This is a genomic window from Streptococcus oralis (assembly GCF_001579525.1).
Classification (GTDB): Bacteria; Bacillota; Bacilli; order Lactobacillales; family Streptococcaceae; genus Streptococcus; species Streptococcus oralis_M.
This window is the reverse complement of sequence record NZ_LQZC01000011.1, coordinates 51,343-68,995: the sequence shown is the minus strand read 5'-3', so window position 1 is coordinate 68,995 and position 17,653 is coordinate 51,343. Positions and strand designations below refer to the sequence as shown.

At 41.9% G+C, this 17,653-nt stretch carries 13 protein-coding genes; 7 read left to right on the top strand and 6 right to left on the bottom strand.

Annotated features, from left to right (window positions below; translation table 11 throughout):
- Nucleotides 1-40: 40 nt before the first annotated feature.
- Nucleotides 41-5,839, bottom strand: a complete 5,799-nt coding sequence (locus tag SORDD25_RS07020) for an alpha-L-fucosidase (RefSeq protein WP_061853144.1) — start codon at nucleotides 5,837-5,839, stop codon at nucleotides 41-43.
- A gap of 336 nt (nucleotides 5,840-6,175) precedes the next feature.
- On the bottom strand, nucleotides 6,176-6,652 hold the full coding sequence (locus SORDD25_RS07015; RefSeq protein WP_061853143.1) for a glutathione peroxidase: 477 nt from the start codon (nucleotides 6,650-6,652) through the stop codon (nucleotides 6,176-6,178).
- Between the two features lie 220 nt (nucleotides 6,653-6,872).
- Between SORDD25_RS07015 and SORDD25_RS07010 the strand changes: the two genes are divergently transcribed.
- Nucleotides 6,873-10,079, top strand: coding sequence for an LPXTG-anchored hyaluronate lyase (locus SORDD25_RS07010; protein ID WP_061853142.1), 3,207 nt, complete (start codon nucleotides 6,873-6,875; stop codon nucleotides 10,077-10,079).
- Between the two features lie 126 nt (nucleotides 10,080-10,205).
- On the opposite strand, the gene SORDD25_RS07005 is transcribed toward SORDD25_RS07010, so the two are convergent.
- The 4 genes from SORDD25_RS07005 to SORDD25_RS06990 are packed head-to-tail and all read right to left on the bottom strand — an operon-like array spanning nucleotide 10,206 to nucleotide 13,352.
- Nucleotides 10,206-10,835, bottom strand: coding sequence for a bifunctional 4-hydroxy-2-oxoglutarate aldolase/2-dehydro-3-deoxy-phosphogluconate aldolase (locus tag SORDD25_RS07005; protein ID WP_061853141.1), 630 nt, complete (start codon nucleotides 10,833-10,835; stop codon nucleotides 10,206-10,208).
- Nucleotides 10,836-10,844: 9 nt separating this feature from the next.
- Entirely contained in the window at nucleotides 10,845-11,846 is a 1,002-nt protein-coding gene (locus SORDD25_RS07000) for a sugar kinase (RefSeq protein ID WP_061853140.1), read from the bottom strand.
- Nucleotides 11,847-11,876: 30 nt separating this feature from the next.
- Nucleotides 11,877-12,518: an RpiB/LacA/LacB family sugar-phosphate isomerase gene (locus SORDD25_RS06995; protein ID WP_061853139.1), complete on the bottom strand. Its 642-nt coding sequence runs from the start codon at nucleotides 12,516-12,518 to the stop codon at nucleotides 11,877-11,879.
- 18 nt (nucleotides 12,519-12,536) lie between these two features.
- Nucleotides 12,537-13,352: a gluconate 5-dehydrogenase gene (locus SORDD25_RS06990; protein WP_061853138.1), complete on the bottom strand. Its 816-nt coding sequence runs from the start codon at nucleotides 13,350-13,352 to the stop codon at nucleotides 12,537-12,539.
- 270 nt (nucleotides 13,353-13,622) lie between these two features.
- Here SORDD25_RS06990 and SORDD25_RS06985 point away from each other — a divergent pair, with 270 nt between their 5' ends.
- From SORDD25_RS06985 to SORDD25_RS06960, 6 genes are read left to right on the top strand one after another with little or no spacing between them, the layout of a single operon-like run.
- Nucleotides 13,623-14,057, top strand: coding sequence for a PTS sugar transporter subunit IIA (locus SORDD25_RS06985; RefSeq protein WP_061853137.1), 435 nt, complete (start codon nucleotides 13,623-13,625; stop codon nucleotides 14,055-14,057).
- Nucleotides 14,058-14,068: 11 nt separating this feature from the next.
- Nucleotides 14,069-15,259 carry a glycoside hydrolase family 88 protein gene (locus SORDD25_RS06980; protein ID WP_061853136.1) on the top strand — a complete coding sequence of 397 codons (1,191 nt, stop codon included), beginning with the start codon at nucleotides 14,069-14,071 and terminating at the stop codon, nucleotides 15,257-15,259.
- Nucleotides 15,260-15,269: 10 nt separating this feature from the next.
- Nucleotides 15,270-15,761: a PTS sugar transporter subunit IIB gene (locus SORDD25_RS06975; RefSeq protein ID WP_061853135.1), complete on the top strand. Its 492-nt coding sequence runs from the start codon at nucleotides 15,270-15,272 to the stop codon at nucleotides 15,759-15,761.
- Nucleotides 15,762-15,775: 14 nt separating this feature from the next.
- Entirely contained in the window at nucleotides 15,776-16,555 is a 780-nt protein-coding gene (locus SORDD25_RS06970) for a PTS mannose/fructose/sorbose/N-acetylgalactosamine transporter subunit IIC (RefSeq protein ID WP_000026610.1), read from the top strand.
- Nucleotides 16,542-17,360 (top strand): PTS system mannose/fructose/sorbose family transporter subunit IID, encoded by an 819-nt coding sequence (locus tag SORDD25_RS06965; protein WP_000148025.1) that lies wholly within the window; start codon nucleotides 16,542-16,544, stop codon nucleotides 17,358-17,360. Before SORDD25_RS06970 ends, SORDD25_RS06965 begins: the two co-directional genes overlap by 14 nt.
- Nucleotides 17,360-17,653: a preprotein translocase subunit YajC gene (locus SORDD25_RS06960; protein ID WP_061853134.1), complete on the top strand. Its 294-nt coding sequence runs from the start codon at nucleotides 17,360-17,362 to the stop codon at nucleotides 17,651-17,653. The genes SORDD25_RS06965 and SORDD25_RS06960 overlap by 1 nt, the downstream gene beginning before the upstream one ends.

Here is a 17,653-nt window from a genome sequence, read left to right as displayed (position 1 = left end):
GGGAACTGAGTCATTAGAAAGAATCAATCAAAGAGGGTTATTAGTCTTTGAAATTCTTTTGGAAAATGAGGAGAGACAAGATAGAAGTAATGGCTGCCAAGAAGAGGAAGGCAGTTGCTTCTTGTTCCCCAGTTGCAGGGAGTAGTCTTTCCTTGTCTTCTTTGACTGTAGCGGTAACAGGAGCTTTTTCATCTTTTGATGATGAATTATCTGTTACGACTGGAGCAGGTTTTTCAGTCTCTCTTGGTAGAACATACTCAGGAAGGGTCACAACCGGTGGCACTTCTGTTCCAACTGAGCTTTGTTTGCTACCTACCTCAATCACTCGATCTTGAGCTGGAGTTGCTTCTGTTTGGAGAACCTTGCGATTGTCACCGTCCACTTCAACATACTCGACTAAGAGACCGTCTTTCCCTTCTGATAGAACTTGCTCTTTTCCTGTGTCTAATTGTGGGTTTTCGCGACGAATCGTCTTGAACGGTACGACCTTATTGACGATTTCCAAGCTTGGAAGTGTAAAGACAAGGTCTTTAACCCCTTCCTCAGGACTTGAAGAAGTAATTGGTTTCTCAGGTTGCGCTGGAGTTTCTGGTTGCGCCGTTTTCTCAGGTTGAGCAGGTTTTTCCGGTTGAACTGGTTTCTCAGGTTGAGCAGGTTGTTCAGGTTGCGCCGGTTGTTCAGGTTGCGCCGGTTTCTCAGGTTGAGTCGGATTTTCAGGCTCGGCAGGTTTTTCAGGTTCAGCAGGTTTTTCAGGTTGTGCTGGTTTCTCAGGCTGAGCAGGTTTCTCAGGCTGAGCAGGTTTCTCAGGTTGCGCTGGTTTTTCAGGCTGAGTTGCTTCGAGCTTGCTGATTTGTGCGAGAGCAGTTTCTAGCGCTTGATTGACTGCTTCCTGAGTTTTAGCTTCTTGGATTGCAGCAATGGCTTGATCTGCAATTTCAACTAATTTCTTCTTAGCTTCCTTGTTGGATCCAAGCTCACCGACTTTTTTCTCGATAGCTTCAGTCAAGCTAGCCATGGCTTTATCATATTCAATTTCCGGTTGTTTTGGTTCAGCTGGCTGGTCAGGTTTAGAAGGTTCTTCAGGCTGTTCAGGTTGATCTGGACTAGGTTCCTCTTGGCCTCTTTGATAGTTCTCATCCTTGGATAGGATATCTTGTAAGGCGCTGACCGTCAACATGACTTCTTGAACATCCACTGCATCAGAACTGAGTTGGTTTCTCAATTTTTCTAGATTTGCTTGGAAAGCTTGGCGTGCGGTAGCCGTATTTTTCAAGCCTGCTGGGTCAAAGTTGGACAGATCATCTTTCCATTTTGAGATAGACTGGATGATATCGGCCTTGCTGTAGAGTTCACTACCTTCGCCATGAGTGATAAATTGATCTACCTGAATACCGATATTTCGAGACAAATCGTTTCGATCAGGATCGAGTTGAAGGGTGACTGCGTGCAAGTTTTCGTCCAGACCTTTTAGGCTAACCAGCGTTTGATTGCCTTGGCGTTGGGTAGCGTGACCGCTAAAGTATTTCTTACCATCAATAGTCGACGCATTTCCCATGCCCTCTTGATAAGGAACTTCTTTGCCATCTAGGAAGACTTTGTAGATATCATGATTTGGATCAACATAGCCCTTGATATCAAGTCCAGTACCGTAGAAGTAGGCTGTGACAGTTGTTTTTTTCTTTTGCTCATCAGTTAAGCGACCAAAGGAAGCCCAAGACTCCGTCTTTTGGTATTTATCTGCCGAATTGGTTTCATGGTGCCAGCCAGGACTATAATCCAACTGACTAGCTTGGTCATCATAACTTGTTTGGTCCTTGACCAGCAATTCAGCTTTCATCACTTGGATGGTTGCATCGGTAGCAAAACCGAGCAGGGCACCATCAGTGACAGAAGTGAGTTTGGCTTTGAAGTCAAAGACAGAGTCGGCTTGTTCTGTAAAGTCAATCGTTGGGATGGTCACAGTCTTTTCTGTTTCTCCATCTTTAAAGGTCACATCTTGAGTTGTATCTTGGTAAACTTTACCGTGAACTCCAGTTCCAGGCTCTGTGATAAAGCGAACAGTAGCAGCCCCCTTGCTTCCACCAACGCGTTTAATTTTAACAGTGACTGGTTTTCCTTTTTCGACTTCGTAGTTAGTAGACTCAAGTTCAAACATCCCTTTGCTATCATTGTTTAGGGTGTAGATCCCTTCTGTAGCAATTGGTTCGCCTGTTTTGTTTACAAGAGTAATAGTATGTTGGCCAGGTGCTAAATCGCCTGTCTCGAAGACTTTTTGGCTACGTTTACGGCTAGCATTCTTAGTTTGCACATCTGCAACCTTTTGACCATCAACGTAGACGGACATTTCTCCGTGCCCTGGATCGACTGTAGAGACGACATAGGCCTTGGTTCCTGTGAAGGTATAGCTTACTTTGGCATCTTTTTGATTGGTCCACATAGAAGTGCCACGAACACCTTCAGATTCATTGTACCAAGTTGTACCGGCTGTATCCGCTGTTGTATTTGAGTGGTATTCCAGTCCAAGAGGGTAGCCGTCTGTCTTTTCGATACTACTTGGTGTTTTGTAGACAGAGAAGTTGGTCAAGATTGGAGTTGCTTGAGCACCAGTGATAGTTACACGGATTTTTTGTGCTTCTACAGGTTTACCTTGAATCAAGCGACGGTAACCAACAGTTGAACCTTCCCCGTAAGTCACCCAGCGTCCGTTGATTTCGACTTCAATCTTGAAACCAGAGATACGTTGACCTTTGGCGATATCTTCTTTGAGTTCGACAACGTCAAAGCGTCTCTTTTGTCCTAAATCGACTGTGAAACTACCAGTTGTGGCATCATTTGAGAGCGCCCAGCTAGTATCATCTTTACCGTCAGTCAGGTGACTTTCTTTGTAGAGGTGGTTCTGACGAGTAGAACTTGCTGTTACAGTGGCCCCTTTGGCAAAGTCAGTCGCATACATTTGGTCTAGGGTTGCCTTGAATTCCTTCAAGCGAGCCACATCCGCATCTGCGAATTTTCCTTCTTTGTTTGGTGGAATGTTGAGAAGGAGAGGGGTTCTACGACCAACAGACTTGAAGTAGATGTCCATCAACTCTTTGAGTGATTTCGGCTGTTGATTGTCATGGTAGAACCAGCCCGAACGGATCGAAACGTCAGCTTCCCCTACAGAATACATATCACCATCTGGGTCACCATGGTTGAGGTATTCGTTTTTCACATCGTCTGTGATGTTAGCTCTCTTGACTTTATGCCAGACAGGGTCACCTGCGATACCACGTTCATTTCCGATCCAGCGAACGCTTGTCGGTTGAGCAGAGAAGATGGCGATATCTCCTTCAGCTTCTTTGATATATTTGAACCACTCATCAAAAGTATAGGTTACTTTTTGGGCACCGCTACCACGCGCACCGTCCATCCAAACTTCGATGAATTTTCCTTTATTTCCGTATTTCGGATTTCCAAGGATTTCTTTCAGTTGGTTGAGATAGTATTGGTTGTATTCTTTTTCGGTTGCAACATGGTATTTTGGATGATTGGCATCCCATGGTGACAAGTAAACACCCATATTCATGTCATACTTGCTAGCAGACTTGGAAACTTCTTCGAGAAGGTCACCCTTTCCATCTTTCCATGGGCTAGCAGCTACGGTATGGTTGGTGTACTTAGATGGATAAGCAACGAATCCGTCGTGGTGCTTAACAACCATAATGGTTCGTTTGAAGCCCGTTTCCTTCAGAGTGCGAATCCACTGGTCAGTATCCAAGTTGGTTGGATTGAAGTATCGGGGGTCTTCTTTCCCATTTCCCCATTCAGAATTGGTATAGGTGTTCATTCCGTAGTGAATGAAGGCTGCCAATTCTTCCTTGTGGTAATCAAGTTGGGCCTTGCTTGGAAGAGGTCCATGGTTGCCAATCTCAGTTTCTTTATCTTCTGGATGAGCCACTGGTGGAGTCGGTGTCGTCGGATTAGCTGTATCAGCGACTGGCTCGTATTCAAAGACGACCTCATTCACCCCTTTTTGCTGGATTCTTGCTTCCAAGCTAGCCTTAACTGGACGGTAGCCAGCAATGTCTTTGGCATGGAAGGTGTTGACAAAGGAAACGTCATACTCTTGACCGTCATTGTTATCAACTATCGCTTCCGCTAGTTCAGTAGTGGTTCCTTTTTGACGGTAGTAAACTTTGAAAGAGCCTTTGTTGACTTTATAGACCACCTTGATGACACGTGTACCGGCAGGCGCTTTGCTGACAACATTGTGCTCTTCAGTCCATGCATCTTTTAGTTGTTTATTGACCGCTACACCATCAATGGATACAATTTCGTATTTGTCTTTATTCTTCTGATAGAAGTCCGTTTTCTCGATTTCTTTTTTGAAATTGTAGTCAAATGGAGAATCCACAGCTGTCTGTTCGATAAAGGTATCATTATCTTTGACAGGATTTCCTTCTTCGTCTTCGTGTTGGATAACCACACGGCCGTATTCAACTCCCTTGGTCAAGGTAGCAATCCCATCTTGGTTGAAGGAATATTCGTTGCTTCCGATAACAGCAGTTTCATTCCGAAGCATACGTCCTTCATCGGTAAAGTAGTAACGATTTCCGTTATCACCTTGGTACCAGCCTTTCACGCCATGTTTGGCAATCATGTCCTTAACCCATTTCAGTTGTTCAGGTGAAAGGACGAGTCCGCCCCCAAAGCGATCCTTTTCAGTCACACCATTGTCAACGGTTCCGTGTTGGTGAACACCCAGAACTTTTCCTTGGCTATCCACAATCCCGCCACCAGACAAACCAGATACAGAAGTGGTTTTGTAGGTGATACCAGTCGTTCCCTTATCATCATAGGACTCAACAGATCGGATGGTCCCATCTGCCTTGTAAAGCTGACCGGCTAGGATAGGTTGTTTCAGTTCTTTTGAGCTTGAGTCAGTTGGGTAGCCAATCGTACTGATGGCTTCTCCCGGCTGATGTGTCTTGTGCTCCGCTAAAGGCGCAAAGGTTGCTGCTTTGTTTGGACTAGCAATCGGAAGAGGAATAGGAGCTTCTACAAGAGCAAGGTCGTTCTTATAGCCTTTTCCAAACTCCTTCTTGTTCCAGAAATGGATATCCTTTTCTCTGAATAAAACCGTAGTTCCAGAAGATGGTAGTGAGTTTTTCTTTTCGCTGTTTGAACCAACGTTATAGTAGAACTGGGCAGATTTTCCACCACGAATGTGACCCTCGCCAGTTTCTTTATTGGCCTCTAGGAAGTTATGAGCAACGGTAAGGATCAGGTTAGGGGCTACGAAGACACCTGATCCTGAAACGAGGTAGCGTTGTTCTCCTGCGTTGTAAGTGCTGTAAACCATAGTAGCAGCAGTTGCAGGTTGTCCCTCGTAGTCAATGTGTTTGAGGTCTTGTCCACCGTTAATGATGGCACGGTTTCCGGTCTCAGCTTCTTTTGGAGCTTCTTCTTTGTCCTTTAGAATGCTCTTAGTTTCTACTGTTGGACTAGCTTTCTGGTCAACGATAGTAGTCGTATCGAGTTCTTTTACAGGTGTGTCTGGGTAGGCACGGTCCTGAATGTCTTCAGGGAGCGAGTCAGCACTGTTGGTATCGGCAACAGGTGTTTCTTGTTTTTCAGCTCCTACACGGCCTTCTTCTTTGACTGGTTCAACCTTGGTCGCTTCTATATCTGCGACTTGTTCAATTTGCTGATCTAAATTGGATGTTGCGGCAGGAGACGTTTCGTCTGCACGCACGGTTCCAGAAGCAAAAAATGCCAGTCCCACGATAACAGATGCCACACCTACAGTCAACTTCCGAATGCTAAATGTTTGCCCTTTTTCAAAAAGGTATCGATTCATAATATACTCCTAGTTTTTAGAAAGGCAGTCAGCTACTACCCGAGCCCAAGCTTAACTTGGTTGCATCTATATTTTACGATAAATCAATTCTCTGATAATTTGTAAGCCTCTTACCTCCCTATTTATAAATCGCTTTCGTTTTAAGATAAAAAAATTTAAAAGGTCATTTCTCCCTTAAAATGACAAATAGTTTTTAATATACCAAATATACTAAATTAAAGAAAGAAAGCAATAGCAAAAAATAAATATAAATTAAAGAAAATCAGTTACTTTTTAAAGAAAAAACGCATCCTTTCAGGATTCAAACTAAATGAAAGGATACGTTTTAAAAAGAAATTAGAGTAATTTTTGGATACATTCTTGGATGGTTTTGGGGTCTGTTTTGGAAGAGAAGCGCTCAAGGACTTGACCATCTCGGCCAATGAGAAACTTAGCAAAATTCCATTCGATTCGTTTTCCTAGTGGGCCAGACTTCTGGTCTTTTAGCCAAACATAAAGAGGATCTGCTTCCTTGCCGTTGACCTTGATCTTGGCAAAGCGAGGGAAAGTTGTCTGATAGTGAAGGCTGCAGAAGCTATTGATTTCCTCTGCGCTGCCGGGTGCTTGTCCCATAAACTGATTGCAAGGGAAATCTAGGATTTCAAAGCCCTGATCTTGATAGCGTTCATAGAGTTCTTGAAGTCCCTGGTACTGGGACGTTAAACCACATCCAGTAGCAGTGTTGACAATCAAGAGCACTTTTCCACGATAGTTATCCAAGGAGATTACTTGGTTGTTTTGGTTTAAAACTGAAAAATCATAGAGTGAAGTCATGAGAGCCTCTTTTCTTTTTCTACATTGTAACAGTTTTTACTATTTTCGTCGAGTCGGATGGGGGAGGTTGCAAGAAATTAGAATTGTGATGATAGAAATCGTTTACAAACAACATTAAAAATGGTATGATTTAATCAAACCGGTTTACTTAATTGTTATAGATCTCCTTTTTGAGATTTAGTTCCTATTGATTTTACAATATGTTTATTGGAGTGTATACATGCAAACAAAAACAAAGAAGCTCATTGTGAGTCTGTCTTCTCTTATTTTATCAGGTTTTTTATTAAACCATTATATGACAGTTGGAGCGGAAGAAACAACTACGAATACCATTCAGCAAGGCCAGAAAAATCCCCAGCCTCAGCAAAGGGATGCTAAAAATTTAGTTGAAAATGGTGATTTTATTCAGACAGAGGACGGAACCAATCCTTGGACAGGAAGTAAAGCCAAGGGCTGGTCAGTTTGGATTGACCAGAAGAACAGTTCTGGTGACGCTTCAACTCGGGTCATTGAAGCTAAGGATGGGGCTGTTACGATCTCTAGTTCGGAGAAACTACGAGCTGTAGTTCACCGTATGGTCCCTATTGAAGCTAAGAAAAAGTATAAGCTGCGTTTCAAGATTAAGACAAACAATAAAGTGGGTATTGCCAAGGTTCGTATCATTGAGGAAAGTGGTAAGGACAAGCAATTGTGGAATTCTGCAACGACATCAGGAACAAAGGATTGGCAGACCATTGAAGCAGACTATAGCCCGACTTTAGAGGTGGATAAGATCAAGCTAGAGTTGTTCTACGAGACAGGAACTGGCACAGTTTCGTTTAAGGATATTGAGCTTGTAGAAGTAGAGAAGCAACCGTCTAACCCTTCTCAAACAGATAATAAAACGCTTGAAGAAAAGATTGATTTACCTCTAGGCAAGAAACATGTCTTCGCTGTTCAAGATTATACTTATAAGATTGAAAATCCAGACCTTGCCTCTGTCAAAAATGGCATTTTAGAACCTCTTAAAGAAGGAACAACCAATATCATTGTCAGCAAAGATGGAAAGGAAGTGAAAAAGGTTCCTTTGAAGGTTTTGGCGTCTGTTAGAGATGAGTATACAGACCGTCTCGATGACTGGAATGGGATTATCGCTGGGAATCAATACTATGATGCTCATAATGAACAGATGGCCAAATTAAATCAGGAACTGGAAGGAAAGGTGGCTGATAGCCTATCCAGTATTTCAAGTCAGGTGGACCGCACCTATTTGTGGGAAAAATTTTCAAATTATAAAACGTCTGCGAATCTAACTGCCACTTATCGGAAATTGGAGGAGATGGCCAAGCAAGTGACCAATCCTTCTTCTCGTTATTATCAAGATGAAACCGTTATTCGAACAGTTAGGGATTCCATGGAATGGATGCATAAACATGTCTACAATAGTGAAAAGAGTATTGCTGGGAACTGGTGGGATTATGAAATCGGTACACCTCGCGCAATCAACAATACCTTGTCTCTGATGAAAGAATACTTCTCAGATGAGGAAATCAAAAAATACACAGATGTGATTGAAAAATTTGTACCAGATCCAGAGCATTTCCGAAAGACGACTGAGAACCCATTTAAGGCCTTGGGCGGAAACTTAGTGGATATGGGAAGGGTAAAAGTTATAGCTGGTTTACTGCGCAAGGATGATCAGGAAATTTCGTCGACTATTCGATCGATTGAGCAAGTGTTCAAACTGGTAGATCAAGGAGAAGGTTTTTATCAAGATGGATCCTATATCGACCATACCAATGTTGCCTATACAGGTGCTTATGGGAATGTCTTGATTGATGGCTTGTCTCAACTATTGCCAGTCATTCAAAAGACCAAGAGCCCAATTGATAAAGATAAAATGCAAAGCATGTATCACTGGATTGATAAATCTTTTGCTCCTTTGCTGGTGAATGGAGAGCTGATGGATATGAGTCGTGGACGCTCTATCAGTCGTGCTAATAGCGAGGGGCACGTGGCAGCGGTAGAAGTACTGAGAGGGATTCATCGGATAGCAGATATGTCTGAAGGAGAAACCAAACAACGTTTGCAGAGCCTTGTAAAGACCATTGTTCAATCGGATACTTATTATGATGTCTTTAAGAATCTGAAGACCTATAAGGATATCAGCTTGATGCAATCCTTGTTAAGTGATGCAGGAGTTGCAAGTACTCCAAGGACAAGCTACCTATCAGCCTTTAACAAGATGGATAAAACAGCTATGTACAATGCAGAGAAAGGTTTTGGCTTTGGTCTGTCGCTCTTCTCCAGTCGTACCTTAAACTATGAACACATGAACAAAGAAAACAAACGTGGTTGGTATACGAGTGATGGGATGTTCTATCTCTATAATGGCGATTTAAGTCATTATAGCAACGGCTACTGGCCAACAGTCAACCCTTATAAGATGCCTGGTACAACAGAGACGGATGCTAAGAGATCGGATAGCGATACGGGTAAAGTTTTGCCATCTGCTTTCGTTGGGACGAGCAAACTAGATGAGGCCAATGCGACAGCAACCATGGATTTCAGCAACTGGAATCAGACCTTGAGCGCTCATAAGAGCTGGTTTATGCTAAAAGATAAAATAGCCTTCCTAGGAAGCAATATTCAAAACACCTCAACTGACGCTGCATCGACCACCATTGACCAAAGAAAGCTTGAATCAAGTGATCCTTATAAGGTATATGTCAATGATAAAGAAACTACACTCACAGCTCAAGACAAGGATTTTGCGGACACTCAAAGTGTATTTCTAGAATCATCTGATTCGAAAAAGAATATCGGCTATTTCTTCTTCAAGAAAAGTTCGATTAGTATGAGCAGAACCTTGCAAAAAGGTGCATGGAAGGATATCAATGAAGGACAGTCAGACAAGGAAGTTGAAAATGAATTCCTTACGATTAGTCAGGCTCACAAACAGAATGGAGACTCTTATGGATATATGCTTATTCCTAATGTGGACAGAGCGACCTTCAATCAAATGGTAAAAGAGCTGGAAGGTAGTCTTATTGAAAATAGCGAAAATCTTCAGTCTGTTTATGATGCCAAACAAGGGGTTTGGGGAGTCGTAAAATACGATGATTCGGTCTCTACTATTTCCAACCAATTCCAAGTCTTGAAACGTGGAGTCTATACCATTCGAAAAGAAGGGGATGACTATAAGGTTGCCTACTACAATCCTGAAACCCAGGAATCAGCGCCAGATCAAGAAGTTTTTAAAAAGCTAGAGCAAGCAACTCAACCACAAACTCAGGATTCAAAAGAAAAGGAAAAAACTGAAGAGGGAAACAAGCAGTCTGATCAAAAGAATCTCCCTCAGACAGGAGAAGGTCAGTCAATCTTGGCAAGTCTAGGTCTTTTGCTACTTGGTGCGGTTTATCTATTCCGCAGAGGAAAGAACAACTAATTTACTCATCATCCAGATGAGTCCCTTGGAACCATAAGAAAAAAGAAAAATCCGAAGAAAGTCAAACGTCTTCGGATTTTTCTTTTTAAAAAGGATAAGTTGTAGCTTATCCTTTTTCACTTCATTTTATCTGAGTGTAACATACTGCTGGGCAATCTCGCTAATGCGGTCAAAGTCGCCTTGGGAAGCGAGTTTATTGAGTTCACCACCAATCCCGACGGCGTCTGCACCAGCAGCGAACCATTGAGGGATGTTGTTTAGGCCTACTCCTCCGGTTACCATTACGGAAACTTGTGGGATCGGTGCCTTGACTGCAGAGATATATGCTGGATTGAGAGCACTACCTGGGAAGAGTTTGATGATTTCACTACCGGCTTCAAGTGCAGTCGTTATCTCTGTGAGGGTAATACAGCCTGGAATGTAGGGAGTGCTATAGAGATTGCACATTTTTGCAGTTTCAGCGTGGAAAGATGGAGAAACAACGTAATTTGCTCCGGCTAGAATAGCATCTCTAGCAGTTACGGCATCAAGCACAGTACCTGCCCCGATACAAACACTTTGATCGTCCTGATACAAGTCTACAAGTTCCTTGATGATTTGTCCTGCATACTGATTGGTATAGGCGATTTCAATAGCTTTGATACCGCCCTTGATACAAGCAATCGAGGCTTTCAGTCCTTCTTCCTTTGTATTTCCTCGAATAATAGCGACAATTTTTTGTTTTTTTAGTTCAATAATCGTATCCGATTTAGTCATGTGGTTCTCCTAACGAATGATATCTTGTGTATTTGCTAGTAATTTTTCAATACTAGTTTCCGAAGTGGAGAGATGGTCTCCTGGGAGAGTGCATTTGAGAGTGGCACTGGCAACTGCAAAGTCAATGGTAGTTTTTAAGGAGGAATGATTGAGTAGTTGATAGAGGGCTCCTGAGATAAAGGCATCCCCGCTACCAACGCGTTGATAGACTGCAGTTTTTAGTTGAACGGACTCTTCAAATGATTCTCCCAGAGCATAAGCCTGATAGACATTCTTATCTTGTTCATCACTAGAGCGCAGAGTATGGAAAATCGCTTTGAAATCGTAGCTTTCTTTTAACTGTCGCATGCGTTTTTCAACATCGTCTAGGCTAGCGGTTTCCCTTGAGAACATCTCCAGATTCTGCTCATCGATCATGAGAGGATCAATACCAAAGCAATAGTCGGCAAAACGAGCAAATTTAGAAAATTCATACTTGGCTTCTAGGACAGAGATCATCTTTGTTCGCAGGTTGAGATCCATGGAGATGACAATGCCCCGGCGCTTGGCTTCTTCCAAGAGTAGGACAAGGAGCGTACGGACCTCCTGGCCAACAGCTACGGTGATACCACTAAAATGAAAGTGGCTAATCTCCTGAAAGATAGAATTCATATCGAGCATGTCTGGTAGAATCTGGCTAATACTCGTATGCTTACGATCATAGAAAACTTCACTTTGACGACAACCAAAGCCGTTCTCCAAATAGTAGAGGCCGATTCGATCGCCAAGCCGATAGATTGAACTGGTATCGATTTGGTGCTGTTTCAAGAATGTAATAAAACGATCTCCAATCTCGTTGGCAGGGAGTGCGGTAAAGACTTTCGTTGAGATACCCAGGGCTTGCAAATTACAAGCGATATTAATTTCTGATCCGCCAAAATAAGTCGAACTGGCAACATGATCGCCGATACTGGTGGCATCTAATGGTGAGATTCGAATTAATGGTTCGCCAAACAGTAAGATTTTCGTCATCCATTAGTTCCTTTCTGGTTTAGAATAGCTTTACTTGGCTAATACTTCTTTCAAATAAGCAGCGACTTCATCATCTTGGCAGTTTTCAAAGAAGTATTCTTGGAAGTATTTGCCAGAGATGGTGTCTTTGAGGAAGTCTTGGTCGATTGTTTTAAGGATGGTCATCAAATCATTGTGGGTGATTTGTTTCACCTCGCTCAAGATACGAGCGTTGCGTTGTTCAGGGATTACACGTTCTCTTGGGTAGCCACCGCCCATTTCTTCAGCAAATAAGCGTTCAAACATCAATTTGAGGGTCAATTCTGCTCCCCAGCCAAAGCCTTTGGCATAAGGGATAGACAAGGCGTTACCTCCATTGATTTGAGAATAAAGGTAAGCGTCAGTTGGGTCCACTGCTAGACCACAGACAACACCAGGGAAGCTGTTTAAAGCAAGCATAGCCCCTACACCTGTACCACAGCCGGTAACAACAAAGTCGACTGCTTTTGTATTTAAAAGGATGGCAGCCATTAAGCCGTTTTGTACGTATGTTAATGGGTTTTCACCTTCTTCTCCACGCATACCATAGTTAAATAATTGGTAGCCTTTTTTATCTGTTACTTCTTTCAGACTATCGTAAATAATGTGATTCTTGCTGGCTTGACTATTTTCATTGATTAATGCGATTTTCATAAGATCTTCTTTCTATTGTTACTCAGGTTGTTTTCCGATGTAGGCTAAGATACCGCCATCTACATATAGGATGTGGCCATTGACAAAATTGCTGGCATCACTAGCGAGAAAGACAGCAGGGCCCATCAAATCTTCAGGATTTCCCCAACGTGCAGCAGGTGTTTTTGCAATGATGAACTGGTCAAATGGGTGGCGAGAACTATCTTCTTGCAACTCACGAAGAGGTGCTGTTTGAGGAGTGGCAATATAACCCGGTCCAATTCCGTTACATTGGATATTGGCTCCACCGTATTCAGACGCAATGTTGCGGGTCAACATTTTCAAGCCCCCTTTAGCGGCAGCATAAGCGCTAACTGTTTCACGTCCCAGTTCGCTCATCATCGAACAAATATTGATAATCTTTCCATGCCCTTTCTTTATCATAGAAGGAATAACTGCCTTTGAAACGATAAATGGTGCGTTTAAGTCAATATCGATGACCTTACGGAAATCAGCGGCGCTCATTTCGCACATTGGAACGCGGCGGATAATACCAGCATTATTAACGAGGATGTCAATGACACCAACCTCTTGTTCGATTTGCTTGACCATGGCTTGGATACCGTCCTCGTCTGTCACGTCACAGACATACCCATGGGATTCGATGCCAACTTCACGATAAGCTTCAATCCCTTTATTGACCAGGTCTTGATTGATATCGTTAAAGACAATAGTAGCGCCGGCCTCAGCGTAGGATTTGGCAATAGCAAATCCAATTCCATAAGAAGCGCCGGTGATGAGAGCAATTTTTCCTTTTAAAGAAAACTGCTCAATTGAGAATGATGTATTTGTCATTTGATACTTCCTTTCAAATTTGTTAAGACTTCTCTATAACCAAATTATATTCTAGTAAACCGGTTTTGTCAATAAATAAATGTTTTTATTTCTAAAAAGATTTGTTTTCCTAAAAAACGGAAGATTTTGAAATTTCTGTCTATTATAATGGTTAAATAAACAATGAAAGCGCTAATATTTTTTTAAAAAAACTATTGACAAGATAAAAATAAAGGGTTACAATGGGGAATGTAAAGTAAACCGGTAAACTCAAACAAGAAAGGAGAAAAGATGAAAATTGTACTTGTAGGGCATGGACATTTTGCCACAGGGATTTATAGTTCTTTACAATTGATTGCAGGCAATCAAGAAAATGTGGAGGCGATTGACTTTGTGGAAGGAATGTCAGCAGATGAACTCAAGCAAAAAATCTTACTTGCAATTTCAAATGAAGAAGAAGTTTTAATCCTAAGTGACCTCTTGGGAGGAACACCATTCAAGGTTTCTTCTACTATAATGGGAGAAAATCCAGCCAAAACAATGAATGTTCTCTCGGGTTTGAACTTAGCCATGTTAATGGAAGCAGTCTTTGCTAGAATGGCTCATAGCTTTGATGAGGTTGTTAATAAATCAGTAGCGGCGGCCCAGGGCGGAGTCGTAAATGGTAAAGAATTGTTTTCAACGGATGCAGAGGCAGAGGAAGAAGATTTCGAATCAGGTATTTAAAGGGTAAAAGAATGATAAAAAAGGTTACGATTGAAGAAATAAAATCGCCTGAGCGCTTCTTAGAAGTACCACTTCTGACGAAAGAAGAAGTCGGCCAGGCAATTGATAAGGTTATTCGGCAGTTAGAACTCAACCTTGACTATTTCAAGGAAGATTTCCCGACGCCAGCTACCTTTAATAATGTCTATCCAATCATGGATAACACGGAATGGACCAATGGTTTCTGGACAGGAGAACTGTGGTTGGCTTATGAATACAGTCAACAGGATGCATTTAAAAACATCGCTCATAAAAATGTTCTTTCTTTCCTGAATCGTATCAATAAGAGAGTAGAATTGGACCACCATGATCTCGGTTTCTTATACACACCATCTTGTATGGCTGAATATAAGATAAATGGAAATGGAGAGGCTAGAGAAGCGGCCTTGAAAGCTGCAGATAAGTTGATTGAACGCTATCAAGAAAAAGGTGGCTTTATTCAAGCCTGGGGAGATTTGGGCAAGAAAGAGCATTACCGTTTGATTATCGATTGCTTGCTCAACATTCAACTCTTGTTCTTTGCTTATCAAGAAACAGGCAATCAAAAATACTACGATATTGCAGAAAGCCATTTCTATGCTTCAGCTAATAATGTAATCCGTGATGACGCTTCGTCCTTCCACACCTTCTATTTTGATCCTGAGACAGGTCAACCCTTTAAAGGTGTAACGAGACAAGGGTATAGTGATGATTCATGCTGGGCACGTGGTCAATCATGGGGAGTCTATGGTATTCCTTTGACTTATCGTCACCTGAAAGACGAGTCCTGCTTTGACTTGTTTAAAGGTGTAACCAATTATTTCTTGAATCACCTGCCAAAAGATCATGTTTCTTATTGGGATTTGATTTTTAATGATGGTAGTGCTCAATCACGAGATTCTTCAGCAACAGCTATCGCCGTCTGTGGGATTCATGAAATGCTAAAACATCTCCCAGAGGTGGATGCTGACAAAGATATTTATAAACATGCTATGCATGCCATGCTTCGTTCCTTGATCGAACATTATGCAAATGATCAATTTACCCCTGGTGGGACAAGTCTCCTCCACGGTGTGTACTCATGGCATTCAGGTAAAGGAGTGGACGAAGGCAATATCTGGGGTGACTACTATTACCTAGAAGCCCTTATCCGTTTCTACAAAGACTGGAACCTATATTGGTAGGAGGAGAAATATGACAACGCCAAATATTATTATGACCCGTATTGATGAACGTTTGATTCACGGACAAGGACAACTTTGGGTAAAATACCTAGGTTGTAATACGGTCATTGTTGCCAATGACGAAGTGAGCACGGACAAGATGCAACAAACTCTGATGAAAACAGTTGTGCCAGACTCAGTTGCCATGCGTTTCTTCCCTTTGCAAAAGGTGATCGATATTATTCACAAGGCTAATCCTGCTCAAACAATCTTTATCGTTGTAAAGGATGTGAAGGATGCTTTAACCTTGGTAGAAGGTGGTGTTCCTATAACAGAAATCAATATTGGGAACATTCACAATGCCCCTGGTAAAGAGCAAGTGACACGCTCCATCTTCCTAGGTGAAGAGGACAAGGCAGCCCTCAAGGAATTGAACCAAACTTATCAAGTAACATTTAATACGAAAACAACTCCAACAGGAAATGATGGAGCTGTTGAAGTCAACATTCTGGACTATATTTAAAAGAGGAGATCGTTATGTCGATTAATGTATTTCAAGCGATTTTAATTGGATTATGGACAGCTTTCTGTTTTAGTGGAATGCTGTTAGGAATTTACACCAATAGATGTATTGTTCTGTCATTTGGTGTCGGAATTATTCTAGGTGATTTGCCTACTGCTCTTGCAATGGGAGCTATTGGTGAATTGGCTTATATGGGATTCGGTGTTGGTGCTGGAGGTACGGTTCCACCAAACCCAATCGGACCTGGTATCTTTGGTACCTTGATGGCTATCACTAGTGCTGGTAAAGTCAGTCCAGAAGCGGCTCTTGCCCTCTCTACTCCGATTGCTGTGGCGATTCAATTCTTACAAACTTTCGCCTACACTGTACGTGCTGGGGCGCCTGAAACAGCGATGAAGCACTTGAAAAACCATAATTTGAAGAAATTCAAGTTCACTCTAAATGCAACAATTTGGTTGTTTGCCTTTATTGGATTTACCTTGGGTTGCTTGGGTGCCCTTTCAATGGATACCTTGTTGAAACTCGTAGACTACATTCCACCAGTATTGCTTACAGGTTTGACAGTTGCTGGTAAAATGCTCCCAGCTATCGGTTTTGCGATGATCTTGTCAGTGATGGCTAAGAAAGAGTTGATTCCGTTTGTCTTGTTGGGATATGTTTGTGCAGCTTATCTAAACATCCCAACAATTGGTATTGCAATTGTAGGTACTATCTTTGCTTTGATTGAATTTTATAACAAGCCAAAAACAGCGGATCATGTGGTAGAGGAGGAAGCACACGATGACTGGATCTAACAAATTAACAAAACGTGATTATCTTAAAACGTCTTTGCGGGCATTCTTTTTACAAAATGGATTTAACTATAGTAACTATCAAGGGTTGGGATATGCCAATGTGATGTATCCTGCTTTGAAAAAACACTATGGAGAGGATCAGGAAGGTTTCTACCAAGCCTTGGAAGAAAACTGTGAATTCTATAATACCAACCCACACTTCCTGCCTTTTATTACCAGCTTGCACCTTGTAATGTTGGAAAATGGTCGCCCAGCAAAAGAAACACGTAGCATCAAGATGGCCTTGATGGGACCATTGGCAGGTATTGGGGATTCTCTCTCTCAATTTTGTTTAGCTCCATTGTTCTCAACCATCGCAGCTTCGTTTGCTCAAGAAGGCTTGGTTGTCGGTCCAATCTTATTCTTCCTTGCGATGAATACGATTTTGACTGCGATTAAATTGTCAACTGGTCTGTATGGTTATAAACTAGGAACAACCGTTATCGATAAGTTAAGTGAACAGATGGCAACGATTTCTCGTATTGCCAATATTATCGGTGTAACCGTAATTGCTGGTTTGGCAGCGACATCTGTTAAGATTATGGTGCCGATCACCTTTGCTGCAGGGGAAGTTAAAGCAGACGCTAAACAAAGTATCGTAAGTATTCAGGGAATGCTTGATAAGGTTGCTCCAGCTCTTCTACCAGCCCTATTTACACTTTTAGTTTACTACTTGATCAAAGAAAAGAAATGGACAACATATAAACTCGTTATTTTAACAGTTATCATCGGAATTATCGGAAGCTGGCTTAAGATTCTAGCTTAATGGATACGACATTGTTTTATGGAATAGTGATTGTCTTGGCAGTGAGCCCCCTTTTACTGTCAAGCTTTCATTCTATTCGTCAGCAAAAGTTGCTTCGCAAACAGATGGAGCAACGACAAGAGTATTTAGCTTCTTTAACATCTGGTGATGAAGTGTTGTTATTGTCTGGAATTCATGGAAAAATCATTTCTATCAAAGATGACGTGGTCTCTTTGCAGATTGCAAAAGGAGTCGTCATCTATGTAGAAAAGGAAAGTGTAATGGGAAAGACAAAAGAACTGCTTTTTAAGTAG